14 protein-coding genes, 1 tRNA gene and 1 other RNA gene are annotated in these 14,923 nt (G+C 64.4%); 12 read left to right on the forward strand and 4 right to left on the reverse strand.

Annotated elements, in window-relative coordinates:
* Window positions 1-8 precede the first annotated feature (8 nt).
* The gene (locus JIAGA_RS0101095) at window positions 9-350 is read left to right on the forward strand and encodes a helix-turn-helix domain-containing protein (protein ID WP_035811937.1); all 342 of its coding nucleotides are present in this window, start codon (window positions 9-11) and stop codon (window positions 348-350) included.
* Window positions 351-797: 447 nt separating this feature from the next.
* Entirely contained in the window at window positions 798-2,969 is a 2,172-nt protein-coding gene (locus JIAGA_RS33575; protein ID WP_084469383.1) for a KAP family P-loop NTPase fold protein, read from the forward strand.
* Between the two features lie 423 nt (window positions 2,970-3,392).
* Here JIAGA_RS33575 and JIAGA_RS34180 read toward each other — a convergent pair whose 3' ends face one another.
* The 3 genes from JIAGA_RS34180 to JIAGA_RS0101110 form a co-directional block, all read right to left on the reverse strand.
* Window positions 3,393-4,982, reverse strand: a complete 1,590-nt coding sequence (locus tag JIAGA_RS34180; RefSeq protein ID WP_157552496.1) for a hypothetical protein — start codon at window positions 4,980-4,982, stop codon at window positions 3,393-3,395.
* A 1,814-nt stretch (window positions 4,983-6,796) separates the two neighbouring features.
* Window positions 6,797-7,459, reverse strand: a complete 663-nt coding sequence (locus JIAGA_RS0101105) for a YdcF family protein (protein WP_026874251.1) — start codon at window positions 7,457-7,459, stop codon at window positions 6,797-6,799.
* Window positions 7,460-7,476: 17 nt separating this feature from the next.
* The gene (locus JIAGA_RS0101110) at window positions 7,477-8,244 is read right to left on the reverse strand and encodes a GntR family transcriptional regulator (RefSeq protein ID WP_026874252.1); all 768 of its coding nucleotides are present in this window, start codon (window positions 8,242-8,244) and stop codon (window positions 7,477-7,479) included.
* 163 nt (window positions 8,245-8,407) lie between these two features.
* Here JIAGA_RS0101110 and JIAGA_RS0101115 point away from each other — a divergent pair, with 163 nt between their 5' ends.
* The 9 genes from JIAGA_RS0101115 (at window position 8,408) to JIAGA_RS0101160 (ending at window position 14,552) form a co-directional block, all read left to right on the forward strand.
* Window positions 8,408-8,887 (forward strand): hypothetical protein, encoded by a 480-nt coding sequence (locus JIAGA_RS0101115; RefSeq protein WP_026874253.1) that lies wholly within the window; start codon window positions 8,408-8,410, stop codon window positions 8,885-8,887.
* A gap of 132 nt (window positions 8,888-9,019) precedes the next feature.
* The gene (locus JIAGA_RS0101120) at window positions 9,020-9,424 is read left to right on the forward strand and encodes a hypothetical protein (RefSeq protein WP_026874254.1); all 405 of its coding nucleotides are present in this window, start codon (window positions 9,020-9,022) and stop codon (window positions 9,422-9,424) included.
* Window positions 9,425-9,511: 87 nt separating this feature from the next.
* Window positions 9,512-9,676: a hypothetical protein gene (locus tag JIAGA_RS34185; protein WP_157552499.1), complete on the forward strand. Its 165-nt coding sequence runs from the start codon at window positions 9,512-9,514 to the stop codon at window positions 9,674-9,676.
* On the forward strand, window positions 9,673-9,858 hold the full coding sequence (locus tag JIAGA_RS0101130) for a hypothetical protein (RefSeq protein WP_026874255.1): 186 nt from the start codon (window positions 9,673-9,675) through the stop codon (window positions 9,856-9,858). Before JIAGA_RS34185 ends, JIAGA_RS0101130 begins: the two co-directional genes overlap by 4 nt.
* Before the next feature lie 226 nt (window positions 9,859-10,084).
* Window positions 10,085-10,423 carry a hypothetical protein gene (locus JIAGA_RS0101140; RefSeq protein ID WP_157552502.1) on the forward strand — a complete coding sequence of 113 codons (339 nt, stop codon included), beginning with the start codon at window positions 10,085-10,087 and terminating at the stop codon, window positions 10,421-10,423.
* Complete coding sequence (locus JIAGA_RS32630) at window positions 10,420-11,511, forward strand: hypothetical protein (protein WP_157552504.1); 1,092 nt, start codon at window positions 10,420-10,422, stop codon at window positions 11,509-11,511. Before JIAGA_RS0101140 ends, JIAGA_RS32630 begins: the two co-directional genes overlap by 4 nt.
* Window positions 11,508-13,055 carry a replication initiator gene (locus JIAGA_RS26745; RefSeq protein ID WP_051425528.1) on the forward strand — a complete coding sequence of 516 codons (1,548 nt, stop codon included), beginning with the start codon at window positions 11,508-11,510 and terminating at the stop codon, window positions 13,053-13,055. The genes JIAGA_RS32630 and JIAGA_RS26745 overlap by 4 nt, the downstream gene beginning before the upstream one ends.
* 19 nt (window positions 13,056-13,074) lie before the next feature.
* Window positions 13,075-13,305 (forward strand): helix-turn-helix domain-containing protein, encoded by a 231-nt coding sequence (locus tag JIAGA_RS0101155; protein ID WP_051425529.1) that lies wholly within the window; start codon window positions 13,075-13,077, stop codon window positions 13,303-13,305.
* The gene (locus tag JIAGA_RS0101160) at window positions 13,305-14,552 is read left to right on the forward strand and encodes a tyrosine-type recombinase/integrase (protein WP_026874259.1); all 1,248 of its coding nucleotides are present in this window, start codon (window positions 13,305-13,307) and stop codon (window positions 14,550-14,552) included. Before JIAGA_RS0101155 ends, JIAGA_RS0101160 begins: the two co-directional genes overlap by 1 nt.
* A gap of 75 nt (window positions 14,553-14,627) precedes the next feature.
* Here JIAGA_RS0101160 and JIAGA_RS0101165 read toward each other — a convergent pair.
* Window positions 14,628-14,715 (reverse strand) — tRNA-Ser (locus tag JIAGA_RS0101165).
* Window positions 14,716-14,806: 91 nt separating this feature from the next.
* Between JIAGA_RS0101165 and ffs the strand changes: the two genes are divergently transcribed.
* Window positions 14,807-14,903, forward strand: an RNA gene (gene ffs / locus JIAGA_RS33580) — signal recognition particle sRNA small type.
* Window positions 14,904-14,923 lie beyond the last annotated feature (20 nt).

The following is a 14,923-nucleotide window of genomic DNA, read 5'->3' on the forward strand; positions in this document are numbered from 1 at the left end:
GGGGCGAGATGACTCAGGAGATCGAGACCACGACCGACACCGCGCGCTGGCCGACGTGGGCGGAGACCCGCGCGAAGCTGAACGTCGACGAGGCCGCCGTAGCCCAGGCTCGTGCGGAGCTGGAGGCGGAGGAAGCCGCGTATCGGCTGACCGAGATCCGGCGCGAGCAGCACCGCACCCAGACCGAGGTCGCCCGCGACATGGGTGTCAGTCAAAAGCGGGTGAGCGAGATCGAACGCGGCGACCTGACCCGCACCGAGGTCGACACCATCAGCCGCTACGTCGCCGCGCTCGGCGGTCGGATCCGGATCGTCGCGGACTTCCCCGGCCACAGCATCACCGTGCGCTGATCTTCGCTCGTAGATCTGGCGATTGTCGGACATGTTTGCCTGGGGACGCCGCCCTGGGCGAAAATGGCACTGACCTGCAAGAACCTTCTCTGTGGCTCTCATCGGATCGTGGCCGTTCCGACCTTCGACGGCCCAGTGACCGCCTGATCTTGGCCGCGCGGCGCTGGGCTCGGGGCCCGTCGTGACGTGCTCCGCGGCATCCGCACCTATGCGCACGCTGGTGCGCTCGTCGACGGGCTGGTCCGTTGGCCGCTGTCGGTCGCTCAGTCCGACCGCTGCTGCGCGATGCCTGGACGATGCGCAACAACATCACCATCCACGACGGGAGCCATCGAACGGTGACCAGGCGGGGCCGCCGAGTGTCCGGCCACCAGGCTAGTCTCGCAGCGCGGCCAATGACTGGCCGGTCCTTGCAGTGGCGCATGTTGACGCTTGGGGGTTCAACAGATGGTCAAGTTGTTGGGTGACGATCCGGTGGACGGCACACCCGAGTTTCCCGACCTGCTTAGCCGGGAGCGTTATGCGAAGGAAATTGCAAATCTCTTGTGGCGCGTGCGGAAAGACAGCAATTCCAGCGTACTCGCATTGGTTGGCCCATGGGGGTCCGGAAAGACCAGCGTACTGGAAATGGTCGAACGGGAGCTGAGATCGTCTGCGAACGAAGGTAGATGGCTAACCGCTAACTTCAATCCGTGGATGTACAACAGCGTCGCGGCTCTTCAGATCGCGTTCTTCGGGGAGTTGCATGCTGCTCTACCAAAGGACGAGCAGTGGAAGACTGCAAAGGACCGACTGGGTGAGCTAGGTAAGAAGCTAGCGCCCCTTGCCTCGCTGATTCCCGGCATTGATGCATCTAGGGCTATAGACTTCGTCGCCGACACGTTGGCGGGCGATACAGGAATCGCTGAGACCAAGAGGCGAGCGGAAGAAGCACTCAGGTGTGCTAAGAGTCCGATGCTCGTAGTAGTAGATGATCTTGACCGTCTCACGCCAGATGAGCTCCTGTTCGTTTTTAAGCTGATTAGGCTCGTAGGACGCCTTCCGAACATCTACTATCTGCTCTCCTTTGACGAGCGTACGATGCTGGACGTCTTGAGCCGAACGGAGCTGGTTGGTGGTACCGGGACTAATTCCACGCCAAACAGAGCTCGAGACTATCTTGAAAAGATTGTTCAGATTCGCTTGGACTTACCCATATTTGGTGAGTACCAAGTGCTTGAAATGGTAAATCGGGCATTAGGATTTGTCATCGAGAGCAGCGGGGTTGCGCTTGATGAATCGGACTTGGAGCGCTTCCAGACAGCGTTCAGTAGGCATCTGCAAGAGCGCTTGAACACGCCCCGAGCGATCAACCGATACTTCGGCCAGGTCGACGCATTGTATGGATTAATAGGAAAGGAGGTCGACTTCGTCGACTTCATGTTGGTCACATGGCTGCGGACCACTGAGCCATTAGCCTACCAAATGTTGTCACGTCACAAGGATGAATTAACTGGCACAAGCGGCAAGCTGTACGTTAACAGTAAGCAGCAGACCCATGCTCAGGTGGTCGAGATTTGGAAAACGCGACTACGAGAATCTGACGTGGCTGAAAACCATGTGGACGGAGTGTTAGCAGTTCTGGCCGTGCTATTCGTTCCCGTCAAATCTGCCACAGACGGTATGGATTACGGCGAAAAATGGGCCAAGGAGATCGGGGAGCGGCGGGGCGTCGGAAGCGCTGACTATTTTGATCGATACTTCAGCTTTGGGGTGCCGGAAGGCGATGTGGCAGATTTGCAAGTCGAGGCGGCGTTGGCTGCGCTGTCGGTGGGCGAGATGGACGCGCCAGAAGTGTTATTTCTACGGAGTGCGCTGACGAATGAGACTGGGTTGGTATGTCGCAAGATTGCAAGCCTTGTTCAGGGCAATCCTGTTGCGCCAGCCGAGGCTATACTGACCTTGATGGCGGAATGCTACTCGAAGATCCCAATAGGCGGAGGTCAAGCCCAACTTTCGTCACGTCGGACCATTGATCTGTTTGCTGCCGATCTGCTTCCGCGCCTCGCTGCTGCGACGGTCCCCGTACTGCTTCCGCGGCTTGCGCATGTTCCGGAGGGGATCTACCTCGTCGCGAATATAGTTGCTCGTGCGTCAGTCGATGCGCGGTCTCGACCAGACCATGCGCCGATTCTCACCTGGATAAGCGAAGCACAGTATATTGTTAGTGGTTTAATTCAAGAGCGCCTCAATGTTGTGCATCGCGTTCGATTGGAATTAATTTCGGCCGAGGACTGGCAACTGGTTTGGACATGGCATCACATAGATCATGCGCGTTGGACAGTGTGGTACCGAAATCAACTTGCAGACGGCTGGTCTCTGATTGACCTAGTTGCCAAGCTCGTTCAGGAAGAGTGGCACTCTGGGAACCCGTCGCGCCACCTACTGGATATGGCGACCGTTGATTCGCTGCTTGGACTGGAATACGTTTTAGAGGTGTTGGGCGAAGAGCTCCTGCCCGCACAGGGTCCGTTTACGCTGCCTGCGTCGATCGAATCGTGGCAGGATCGACAGATCGTGGCCAAGGAGCTTTTGAGGCAACAGGTGGTTGCGCAGCGGCGACCGGCCTCGGGCGCATAGGGTGCGGCTCCCACACTTCGGCGTCGTCCTCGTGGCTGCCGCTCGTTGGCTCGAGCGGAGCGGGTCAAGGGTCGGCGCAGCCGATCACGTAGTGACGCCGCAGGCGCCCTTGACGCGTGAAGTGGAGGCCAAAGGATGGCCGCGATGAGGACGACGCCGACCTACGCTGACTGTGCGGACCTGGACGAACTGATGTGGGCCGCCCGCGTGGCCGCCGGCCGACAGGCCCGGAACGGCCGCCAGGCCGCACGCCCGGCCCTGAGGCCGGGCGGGCACGGCGCGCGAAGCGCGCCGCTTGATACCCAAGAGGTCTGTCCGGCAGTCCCGGGGAGACTCGGTGCGCTCCGTCGGCTGATGTGTGACACGCGTCCGCCACAGTGCGTACTTGTACGAAAGGCGCCCACTGGTTAGACGCGATGCGAGCTACGTGGCTTCCGCCAAAATCTGATCGAGATCAGCAAGGTCACTGCGGTCGACCATTATTCCTTCGAGAGGCAGCACCTTATATTCAGGATGCCAGTGGGAACCGTGAACTGGCGAGGAAGTGGCGCCCATCATCACCATGGTCACTGGTTCCGTCAAGTCGACCAGCGGAATACCGGCCCTCCAATTCTCAAAGCTTGCTTCCTGCTCTTCCGGCAGCTCGGGTCGGAGACACTGGCGCACGCAACGCGCCGTTCGATCGTGCAGCCACCAGCTCACGCGGCCGTCAGGCTGGATAAGTGCGAATACGACCGACCTAGCCTCGTCGGGCGCGTCAAATAACTCGGCTGCATCGCTTCTGGCGTGGGCGACAGCAATTTGGTAGCGGAGGAATGTTGCAGCCCAGTTTGGCTCGTTCGGGTCGGTCAGCAAATCACGAGTTCGCCGCGTGAGAAGACCGAGTTCTTCTAGTCGCGCAGTGCCCAATAGGCCAATCGCCGTTCTCGGCCATCGGCGGATGTTCTGTGGGGTGGCGAGCCGGTCGCTCACGAATGAAAAGACATCCTCCATTGCCCGAGCAGCGGCATTGGCCTCCTCGTGGCGCACGGTGTAGGCAGCATGAACTACTCGATGGCGCAACGCTGCGAGGTCCCTTCGCCATGTCGCCAGGGCGCCCGGGCGGTCCAGATTCCAGACACCGCCGAGCCGATTGTGATACTGACTTCTGATCCTCCATTCTAATCCGGAATCGAAAAGTGTGCCCACGTCGACTGGCGGCATGCGTTCCTCCCAGGCGAGGGAGATAAGAAGGTCATCAAGAAGCGTCTCTGTTGCCGTGCCTGCAAGGATGACGGCGGTCTCATATTCACCTTGCCGCCTTGCGAGTTGCCAAACCTGCTGCCGGAGATCGGCGAACCGCGAGAATACCCGATGGCTATCAATGGCTTGAAGGACGTGCTGGAACCGTTGCAGGTCCGCGGTCGACAAGTCGGGGTAGCGTGCTAACCGATAGATGTTGTCGTGTGGAACGAATATCTCCAGACCGTCCGGCCAAGCTGGATTCTCGGCTGTCACACCGCTGCGGTGTGCGAACGGTAGCATGACGGGCATCCTTTCGCGCGTCGCCAGCGCTGCTGGAAGTCCCGTTGTGGCACGATAGGCGCGCTGAACGAGCCGGATAGAATTAAGGCATTCGTCGAACGCTTCCGAGATAGCAGCTTCGTCGTCAATATCGGTTCTAAGCGGAGCGACGCACTCCACGACAGTTATCGGCACCGCTGGCCGCTCTCCATAGCTACCGTCATTTGTAGGGGCAAGAGTCGGAATTGCCCTTCGGGCCACATCGTTAATTGCCCGAAGGATGTCGATGGAAGCATCGGTCTCTTGGTGCCAAAATTTCAAGGAGACCCAATGGACCGTATCGCCGATATCAAGGTCTTGCCCACTGGCCGAGGCCGCGATCAGATCATCTATCATGGCGGCCTCTTCCAATCGTTGGACGAATCCGTCCGGAAAAGCGAGCGCATCCTCCAGCGGGATTAGAAAGTGGACGAGGTCGACGCGAGCATCCTGGGATGGCAACTCCTGCATGGGCCTGCTCCTCCACTCGTCCTAGCCCATGGGCGATTAGGCGGCCGATAAGCGAACGATCGGTCAGGTTGTGTCCGACGATGATGGCAGGATGAATGGGGTCCGGCAAGGGGCGATCATGGAAGGAACCTTAGTGAGCAGTCAACACATTCGAGTGCTAACGCCACCAGCCGTTGTGCACTTCTTCCTTCTGATGCCCGAGCGACTTGCGTTGCCTGACGGATGGGAGGAGACCATGGTGTCGTTCCTGCCGCCGGATCAGGCTGAGCACGTACCGCCGCCAGACGATGCTCCGCCAGCTGCACCGGGCCAGGTGATTGACCATACTGGAGATCGCGTATTTCAGTGCAGGCTCAGACACTATATCGGGGCTCATGTCTCACAGAGCGTGCGTGATCTGAAGGCAACCGCGCGAGTTGCCGAGCGTATCGGATTCCCCGGAGGCGCCGAGCGGATTCCAGAACATAGCAGGCCCAGAATCGACCCTCCCGAGACCGACGCGTCGGTAGTGCAGGTTTCGGTACCCTGTTCGCCAGGCGCCAACAGAGAAGAACTGTTAGCGGCACTCCAGATCGCGGTCCAATATGTACAGGATCTACAACGAAGCTACTATCACGCCGTCCAGGATCCAGTGTCTCTGGTGACCTTAGAGCGCTTGCCAGCGTTCGTGAGGTATGTGATCACCGAAACAAGTAGCTATCAGGCGCCGTCGGTTGATTCGCTTCATGGGAATGTCGTCGCTAACGGTGCTCTCGCTGTCAATCTTCATAGCCTTGTTGGACAGCCTGGGCGAGACTTCGAGGCGACTAGCGCTTCGATTGCCTCAGATTTTCGCATGCTCGACGAGGGCGATCAGTTCTTTTCGTTCTTGGAGTTTCGCCGTGAGGCGACCACTTCGCTGGAGATCCTAGGTGACTACCGTGGCGCGGTCGTCTGGTCAGCATGTGCAGCCGAGTCGTTGCTTGACGAGATCTTGCAGGCGATGCTCTGGGAAGAAAGTGTGAGACCGGAGGATGCAGTAGGCGAGTTCCTAGATCAGGCTGGAGGTATAACGGCCAGAGTAAAATCCAAATATGGCGCTAGGTTGGGTGGCGCATGGAACATCGGGGATAATGCTAGTGGCCCTATAGCGGACTGGTTCGCAAAGGTTGCCAATGTTAGAAATCGCGTGGTGCATGGGCGGTACGGCCCTTCGCGTGTAGACGCTGCGGACGCGCTCAGCGCACTCAACGGGCTCGTTACCTTCCTCTGCGACCGGTTCGCCGATCGGACGAGAGATTATCCACGGACGGCGTGGATGCTCCTCGGGGGCCGTGGGGGATTCGAACGACGCGGCCGGCGAGTGCCTAGGAGGATCGTGGAGTTGCTTGAGGATACTAGCGAGGTCCGATGGAGTGAAACGTTGTTTAGGTGGCGAGAGTCCAATGCTCGCTGCCGACGCGACGCCGAGGCTCGTAGGGTTCCGGATCTGACGCGGGCGCACCGTTATGTGGTGATGTGCCCAGGTGGCGGCGAGTATCTCTGCTTCCACGATCGTGTGACGGCCCAGGCCTCAAAGGCCGCGTTCTCGTTTGATCAAATGATTGACGGGCACCGTGAGTCATTTATGCAAGCGCTACCACTTATACGGTCAAGGATGCGCGACACACATCTCTCAACCGGCTTTCCGTCTAGTGTGTTTCCGAGCGCCGTGCCGACGACTGACTGGGTAGAGGAATATCGCCTAGTTCCTATGGCGGGCGTGATGGTAGACGGTAGCGATCTAGATGATGCTTGCTAATGTTCGATGTCTGTTTTGCTAGCTCGCGGGGAGGCTAGACGAGGCGCCTATCGAAACCGCGTTGGGCCAGACGGGTGAATCCGTCGCGAACGTCTTGAGGCATGTCTTGTGAAATGGCGAAGCCGCGCTCAGCGTAGAGGCTGATGCGCTGGGTGTCGCCAACAAGCATGTTGATGACGCGGTCATCGTCGGCGACAGTGGCGAGGTAGTCGCGGAGGCTCTGTGGCTGGGATGAGCAGATGACGTCGACGTCGGGCCATTGTTTGCGGCACGTGGCGTAGGCCCGGCGCTGTTGGTACGGCCGGCTGACGATAGTGACGGATCGTGGTCTGACGCCGTGCTCGGCGAGGAGCTGCCGGGTGAAGGTGATGTTCTCGGCGGTGTTGGTTGCGCGGGGCTCGATCAGGATCGCGCCGGCAGGCACGCCGAGTTCGGCGGCTCTGCGCGCGTAGTGGTTGGCTTCGCCGTCGGGGAAGAGGTCGACGGTCGTGGGCGCGTTAGCGCCAGTGAACACGATCAGCGGGAACATACCGCGGTGGTAGAGGTCGGCGGTGTGGTCGGCGACGCCGAGGTCGTGGCTGCCGAGGCCGATGCCGACGTCAGTGCGCCGCAGCTCGTGGTGGAGCTGGTGGTAGTCCCACAGGATCTGCGCGTCCTCCAGGACGTCATCAGGCAGTCTCGATCGATCAGCACCCATAGCTGCCAGCTACCCAACTAGTCGGGGATCTTGAATTTGTAGCTCCAGGAGAACCGTGACGCCGAGTGCACGCCGCGCGCGAACTCGACCACCTTGCCACTCTCGGTGGTGGTGATCCGCTGGAGGATCATGACCGGCTCGCCGGCCGGCAGCTCCAGCGTCTCGCGCTCGTCGGGCGTGGGCATGCGCGCGTAGAACGTCTCCGCGATCTCGTGCGGCTCCAGGCCCTGCATCGTCAGCACGGCGTACCCGCCCCCGCTACCGGCGGGTCCTGGCGTCGGATCGACGATAGGCGTCCCTTTGACGTCCTCGGGCCTGTAGTAGCTGGTGAGGGTATGCGTGGGGGTGCCGTCGTCCTTCACGAGTCGTGCTCGCTCGTAGACGGTCGACCCAACTGGCACGGATAGAGCGGTCGCGATCTCCTGGTCGGCTGGGACCTGCCGGACCGTCTGTGTCTGGTCGGTCCACTTCCACGGCCGGCCCGAGGCCTCGCGGTCGGCGGCGAACGCGACGAGGTCACCGAACTTCCACTTGCTCTTCGCGTACCGCTCGGCGCCGAGCCGTTGCATCGGTGGCCGGATACGAACCACCGTGCCCCGCCGGCGGACGGGCGTCACGAGCCCTTCGGCCGCTAGCAGCGAGACGGCGTTGCGGACCGTCTTCACGTTCACGCCGTGCTCGGTCGCAAGCTCGTCCTGTTTGGGCAGCGTAGAGCCCTCGGGGTACTCACCCCGCAAGATCGCCGCTCGGAGCACATCCGCCAGCTCGCGGTAGCCGGTGGCCATCGCATCACCTCCCGAGCCGATAACGGTACCTCTACTCATCGTCTGCGCGACACCGGGGCTATAGAGCTACCTCTATTGACATGTGCTGCGCCGGACTGTTCCATAGAGGTACCTCTATCGGTCAAGGGCGGTCCTGACCGCCCGAGCAAGCAAGGAGCAGGGCATGGCACTACAGCGAGGTCACCGGTTCCCGGTGGAGTTCGCCGAGGCGTTTCCGCGAGGTCTGGTTTTGATCGGTGAGATCGAACCGGACCTGGAGTACGTGTCGCAGGAGGATCGGGCGCGTGGCCGTGAGGCTCGGCAGCTGGTGGACGAGGTCACGAAGCTGCGGCAGTGGCGCGGGACCGTGACAGATCCGGACGAGCAGAAGGCGAAGCGGGCGTCGTTCGACGTCATCTTCACCGCCGAGGTGCAGCCGGCGCCGTTGCCGGACGAGGTGTTGCCGGGTATGCGCCCGATCGAGCTGGTCGGGCTGACGGCGTCGCCGAAGGTGATGGGGCAGGGCGAGTTCAAGTACCTCGGATACGAGTACCGCGCCACCGGTGTGAAGGCGCCCGGCACCGCTGAGACGGCGCGCCCGGCTGGACGGCCCGACGGCACGGCGCACGACGCGGTTAAGGCCAGCGAGAAGAAGGCCGGCTGAGCCATGGCTGACACGACAGTGAAGGCGCCGTCGGACGTCTATAGGGCGGCGGACTGGCTCGCGGCCCGGCATCCATAGGTTCGGCAGCTGGTCGAGCGGATCGCCGGCCGCATCGACGACCAGCCCGACTGGTTGGACGTCATCACCGCCACCGTCAACGAGCACCTGGCGCACTCAGCGGCCTGTGCAGAGTACGAAGACCGCTACCCGGCCCCGGACGACGACGCGGCGTTCTGGGAGTGGCAGGAACGCGGCCCGCAGGCCTCGCGTGAGGTGCAGGCGTTCGGTGTCATGTCCAGCGGTGAGAAGAACCTCGTCCGGCTGGTCGCCACGCTCGGCGGGCGGGTGGCCTGGTCGCCGCTGGATGTGTCGTTCGACCAACGCGGCGCCGCTGTGCTCGCGGACTGGCTCGCGATCGTGCACGCCCAGCTGCCCGCGTGGGTGTATCCGGTCGGCAGTGATGACGCGCTCGTCGAGCGGCTGGCCGCGGTGAGTCACGAGATCAACGGCGAAGGACTGACTGTCGTCTCGCGATGAGTCCCCACCGGGGACGGGTGACAGGCCTAGGAAACCAACCCCGTCCCCGGTGGCCCCAATCAACACCCCCGAACGGAGGGGATTGGTGTGTCCCAACCTACCTCGTGGCGACTCCCGCTCGCCGTATACGCGCTCGTCGCCGTCGTGTTGCTGGTCGCCGTGCCGTGGATGATCGCGTCCGTCGATGCCGAGCTGGACCGCACCTTCGAGCACGAAACGCCAGCGGTCGATCGGTGCGGTGAGCGGGCATGAACGGCGATCCGGTCCTGTTCGGCCTGCTGCCGCACGACGTCACCGCGGCGGCGTACCTGTTCCGCTGCCTGGTCTGCGGCCGCGCCCGCGCCCACGAGCCTGAGACGCCGTGCGACGGCTGCGCCAAACCCGCCCGCCGGCCCACGGGCACACCACGGCGACGAGCGAGGGCCGCGACGTGATCCCGGTGCTGGTGCGCTGCTCGCGCTGCCCGCGCCTGGTCAAGGTGGCTGAAGCGTGGTTCTACCCCGTCACCGGCGAACGGCTGTGCCCCAGCTGCCACGCGACCGCGCACGCCCGCCACGTGGCCATGACGACTTCCGCACCTCCGAGGTGATCTCCGATGCAACGAACCAACCTGACGACGCCTGAGCCAGGCGTCCTGAGCCCGGCCGGGTGGTGTGCGCGATGACCTGGCTGCTGAAGCTCGTGACCGGCGTGTGGCTGCTCCAGCTGGCGTGGCGGTTCAAGGGCATTCTGACCGTCGGGGTACTGGCGGTGTTCATGGTCGCCGCCTACGGGTGGGCCGGCCTGCTGCTTGTGCTGGCGGGTCCGCCGCTGCTCGCCGTCGTGTGGCGGTGGGTGCACCCGTGGTCGTACTGGCGGTTCGTCGGCTGGCTGATGGCCCGGCACCGCCTCCGGACGACCTATGAGCTGCGCTGGGCCGAGGTCATGCAGTCCTGCGGCCTGCACCGCCCGATCCCGGCCGTCCCCGCGAGTACGCGACACCTCGGCTCGTGCGGGTGAGCGAAAGCGCGGTCGGTGACGTCCTGCGGGTGCGGCTGCTCACCGGGCAGCAGCCGGGCGACTTCGAACGCCAGGCGCCCGAACTCGCCCACGCCCTCGGCTCGCCTCTGGTGCGGGTGACCTCGGCCGGTCCCGGCCTGGTCGAACTCACGCTGGTTGAACGCGACGTTCTGGCCGAACCGGTCGAGCTGGATGACGTCGAGCCGGTGACCGATCTCCGGGCGGTGCGGTTCGCGGTCGGTGAGGACGGGCAGTGGCGGACCCGCGACTACGCCAACATCGCCGCCGAAGTTGGCGGTGGCGTCCCGGGCTCCGGGAAGACAGCCGGCGAAACGAGCCTGGCGTGCGGGCTGATCCAGAACCCGGCCGTCCAATACGTCGTGATCGACGGCAAGGGCGGCGAGGACTGGTCCTGGATCGCCCCACGCGCCGCCGCCTACACCAACGAGGACGAAGACCTGAGCGCCGTCCTCGAGCTGGTCGAGTCCGTGCACCAGCTCATGCGCGCGAGGTTGAAGACGCAGAAGACCGTCCGTGGGCAGGCGAACTTCTGGAACCTCCCACTCGACCCGGCACACCCGGTGATCTTCCTCGTGGTCGACGAGGTCCAGACGTTCACCGACCAGAAGGCCATGGACAAGGACACCAAGACGGTCGCAGCCACGATCACGGCCCGGCTGTCGGCGCTGGTGAAGAAGGGCCGCTCGGCCGGGATCATCACGCGGCTACTGACGCAGAAGCCCACCTCGGATGCGATCCCGACCGCGATCCGCGACAACGCCTCCGTGCGCACCGCCTGGCGGGTGCTGTCCGACGACGCCGCCGAAGCCATCCTCGGACCCGTCGTCCGCGGCTCCGCCGTGACTCCGGTCGACATCCCCGTCGGCATGCCCGGTGTCGCCGTGGTCGCCACCGCCGGCGGACAGCTCGAACGCGTCCGGTTCCCCTACGTCGACGAGCACACCGCCGAACAAATCGCCAACCGCACCGCACACCTGCGCCGCGACCTGGCCGACCTCACCGGCCCCACAGCCGACGACGAGGCGCCTGCGGACGAGGCCGCGAGTGAGCAGGAGGCGACGGCATGACGGCCCTGCCCGACGACGCGACGATGCGCGAGCTCGCGGCCAGTGAGCGGGTCTGCGTGCGGCCGATCCTGCAACGGGTCACCGACACCCTCACCGGCACCGTGCGGACCGTCGTCCTGCCCTGTGGCGCCACCCGCGCGAAGGTGTGCCCCTCGTGCGCGGACGCTGCCCGCCGGCTGCGGATCCAGCAGTGCCGCGAAGGTTGGCACCTCGCCGACGACCCACCCAAGCCAGTACCGGAACCCGGCGAGGGTGCAGAGAACGACGCCGTCGACCAGGCCGACGAGGACGACGACGAGACCGGTCGTCGCGTGCGGTCGACCAGGCGGCGGCAAGACGCCCCCGATCTTCCGCGGCTGGCGGTGTCGGACACGACGGTCGGGCGCGTGTTCGAGGCACCGGACGGGAAGACGTATCGGCCGTCGATGTTCGTCACGCTGACCCTGCCGTCGTACGGGCGCGTCACTAGCGAGGGTGTGCCGGTTGACCCGGCCCGATATGACTACCGGCGGGCGGCGCTGGATGCGATGCACTTCCCGAAGCTGGTGGACCGGTTCTGGCAGAACCTCCGCCGCGCCACCGGCTACTCAGTGCAGTACTTCGCCACCGTCGAACCCCAACGCCGCCTCGCCCCGCACCTGCACGCCGCCATCCGCGGCGCCATCCCGCGCAAGCTCCTGCGTCAGGTGGTCGCGGCGACCTACCACCAGGTGTGGTGGCCACAGCTCGACGAACCCGTCTACACCGACGTGCTGCCGGTGTGGGACGAGCTGGCGCAGGCCTACGCCGACCCGACCACCGGTGCCGTCCTGCCGACATGGGACGAAGCGCTGGACGCCATCGACGACGACCCGTCCGCCGTGCCGGCACACGTGATCCGCGCCGGGTCGCAGGTCGACATCCAGGGCGTCATCGCGGGCACGCCGCTTGCGGACCGCGTCATCGGCTACCTGACGAAGTACCTCACGAAGTCGATCAGCGACCCACTCCACGACGACGCCGACGGCGAGGCACCCGTCTCGATGGCACGCAGAGCGCATATAGATCGGCTCGCCGAAGAGGTCCGTTGGCTGCCGTGCTCGCCGACGTGTGCGAACTGGCTCCGTTACGGCGTGCAGCCCAAGGACGCGAGAGGTGGCATGGAGCCTGGCCGCTGCGGGTCCAAGGCGCACGACCGGGACCACCTCGGCCTCGGCGGCCGGCGCGTCCTCGTGTCCCGCCGCTGGACCGGCAAGACCCTCGACGAGCACCGGGCCGACCGTGCCGCCGTCGTGAAAGCGGTCCTCGCCGAAGCGGGCGTGGAAATGGACGACCACGACGAGCTTTCGGCAACCGCCACCCGGCCCGACGGGCTGCCTCGGTTCGTGTGGACCACGACCAAGCCCGGCGACCTCGACGCACCGACCTACGCCCGGCTCATCGCACACGCCATCGCGCAGAAACACCGCTGGCGAACCCAGTACGAGGACGCGAAGACCCGCGCCGGACCTGCGGCGCTCGGTCTTTCGGCAACTGCAAGGCCTGCCGCTGCCCCGGCGGCGTGACATGGAAGGAACAGTCCGCATGAACGACGACGAGACGCTGATCGCCCTCCGATCAGCCGGTGACGTCCTGACCATCGAGGAAGCCGCACGCTATCTGCGTATCGGCCGGACCACGATGTATGCGCTGGTCATGAGTGGAGAGATCCGCTCCATCAAGATCGGGTACCTCCGTCGCGTGCCGGTCGAGTGCCTGCGCGAGTACGTCGCCGACCAGCTGCGCCAGGCTCAGGCCGCGGGACAGGTGGCGTGATGGCTACCCGCAGACCCAACGGCGCGTCGAGCATCTACCTGGGTAAGGACGGCGACTGGCATGGCCGGGTCACCGTCGGCATCAAGGACGACGGCTCGCCGGACCGTCGGCACGTGCAACGCAAGACCGAAGCCGAGGTCATCGCCGCGGTGCGCAAGCTCGAACGCGACCGCGACGCCGGAGCCGTCCGCAGGGCCGGCCAGCGATGGACGGTGGAGAGCTGGCTCATGCACTGGATCGAGAACATCGCCGTCCCGCCCGCGATCAGCGACTACACGCACGACGGATATCGCCGGGACATCAAGGTCCACCTCGTGCCCTGCGTCGGAAAGCACCGCCTCGAACGCTTGCAACCCGAGCACCTGGAGAAGCTGTACGCGGCCATGCAGAAGGAGAAGGGCCGTAGCGCGGGCACGGCTCACCACGTGCATCGGACGATCCGGGCAGCGTTGAACGAAGCCGTGCGGCGCAAGTACCTGACATCGAACCCGGCCACCCAGGCGAAGGCTCCGAACGTCCAAGAGATCGAGGTCGAGCCGTACGACGTCGACGAGGTCAAGCGGCTGCTGAAGGTGGCCGGCGAGCGGCGGAACAGTGCCCGATGGGCGATCGCGCTGGCGCTCGGCCTGCGTCAAGGCGAGGCGCTGGGGTTGAAATGGTCGCATCTCGACCTGGAGACCGGGACGCTTCGGGTCCGCCGTAGCCGGCTGCGGCCGAAGTTCGCCCACGGCTGCGACGGAACATGCGGACGGCAGAAGGCTGGCGACTGCCCGCAACGCATCCAGGTGAACCCCGACACCAAGGACACTAAATCCCGTGCCGGGCGCCGCGTCGTCGGACTACCGCCGCAGCTCGTCGCCCTGCTCGAAAAGCACCGTGAGGAACAGAACGCCGAGCGGGTGGCCGCAGGTGAGGCGTGGAAGGACGAGGGCTGGGTGTTCGCGAAGCCCAACGGGACCGCGCTCGCCCCGGCGACCGACTATCACGAGTGGAAGCGGCTCCTGAAGGCCGCCGGCGTCCGTGACGGTCGCCTGCACGATGCCCGGCATACGGCGTCGACCGTCCTGCTGATCCTCGGCGTGCCTGAGCGCACGGTCATGTCCATCATGGGATGGTCGTCGACAGCGATGGCGGCCCGATACCAGCACGTCACCGACCCGATCCGCCGCGCGGTCGCGCAGCAGGTCGACGGGCTGTTGTGGGCCGACCAGGACGACGACAAGAAGGCCGACGGCGAAGGCAAATGAGACGAGAACTGAGACGAGCGGCCCCACCGACCCGACCTCGCTTGAGGCCGGTCGGTGCGTCTGCCCTGGTGAGCGTGGCGGAGGATAGGGGATTCGAACCCCTGAGGGATTGCTCCCAACACGCTTTCCAAGCGTGCGCCCTAGGCCACTAGGCGAATCCTCCGCCGGAGAGGTTATCCGACGACGGGGTCCGCGTCGAAATCGGCCGGTCGTGGCCGGGTGTGGTTCGTCGCCTCGAAGCACGTACACTGGCAGCCGACCCCTCGCGTGGCGGTATCCCGCCCAACTCCCCCAGGGCCGGAAGGCAGCAAGGGTAAGCGGGCTCTGCCGGGTGCGCGAGGGGTCCTTTTGTGCCTCGTCGCGGGCCCGGT

The organism is Jiangella gansuensis DSM 44835 (assembly GCF_000515395.1).
Classification (GTDB): domain Bacteria; phylum Actinomycetota; class Actinomycetes; order Jiangellales; family Jiangellaceae; genus Jiangella; species Jiangella gansuensis.

Coding starts and splice junctions, on each gene's coding strand:
- JIAGA_RS0101095 (WP_035811937.1), top strand. CDS start 9: ATGACTCAGGAGATCGAGACCACGACCGACACCGCGCGCTGGCCGACG.
- JIAGA_RS33575 (WP_084469383.1), top strand. CDS start 798: ATGGTCAAGTTGTTGGGTGACGATCCGGTGGACGGCACACCCGAGTTT.
- JIAGA_RS34180 (WP_157552496.1), bottom strand. CDS start 4,982: ATGCAGGAGTTGCCATCCCAGGATGCTCGCGTCGACCTCGTCCACTTT.
- JIAGA_RS0101105 (WP_026874251.1), bottom strand. CDS start 7,459: ATGGGTGCTGATCGATCGAGACTGCCTGATGACGTCCTGGAGGACGCG.
- JIAGA_RS0101110 (WP_026874252.1), bottom strand. CDS start 8,244: ATGGCCACCGGCTACCGCGAGCTGGCGGATGTGCTCCGAGCGGCGATC.
- JIAGA_RS0101115 (WP_026874253.1), top strand. CDS start 8,408: ATGGCACTACAGCGAGGTCACCGGTTCCCGGTGGAGTTCGCCGAGGCG.
- JIAGA_RS0101130 (WP_026874255.1), top strand. CDS start 9,673: ATGAACGGCGATCCGGTCCTGTTCGGCCTGCTGCCGCACGACGTCACC.
- JIAGA_RS0101140 (WP_157552502.1), top strand. CDS start 10,085: ATGACCTGGCTGCTGAAGCTCGTGACCGGCGTGTGGCTGCTCCAGCTG.
- JIAGA_RS26745 (WP_051425528.1), top strand. CDS start 11,508: ATGACGGCCCTGCCCGACGACGCGACGATGCGCGAGCTCGCGGCCAGT.
- JIAGA_RS0101155 (WP_051425529.1), top strand. CDS start 13,075: ATGAACGACGACGAGACGCTGATCGCCCTCCGATCAGCCGGTGACGTC.
- JIAGA_RS0101160 (WP_026874259.1), top strand. CDS start 13,305: ATGGCTACCCGCAGACCCAACGGCGCGTCGAGCATCTACCTGGGTAAG.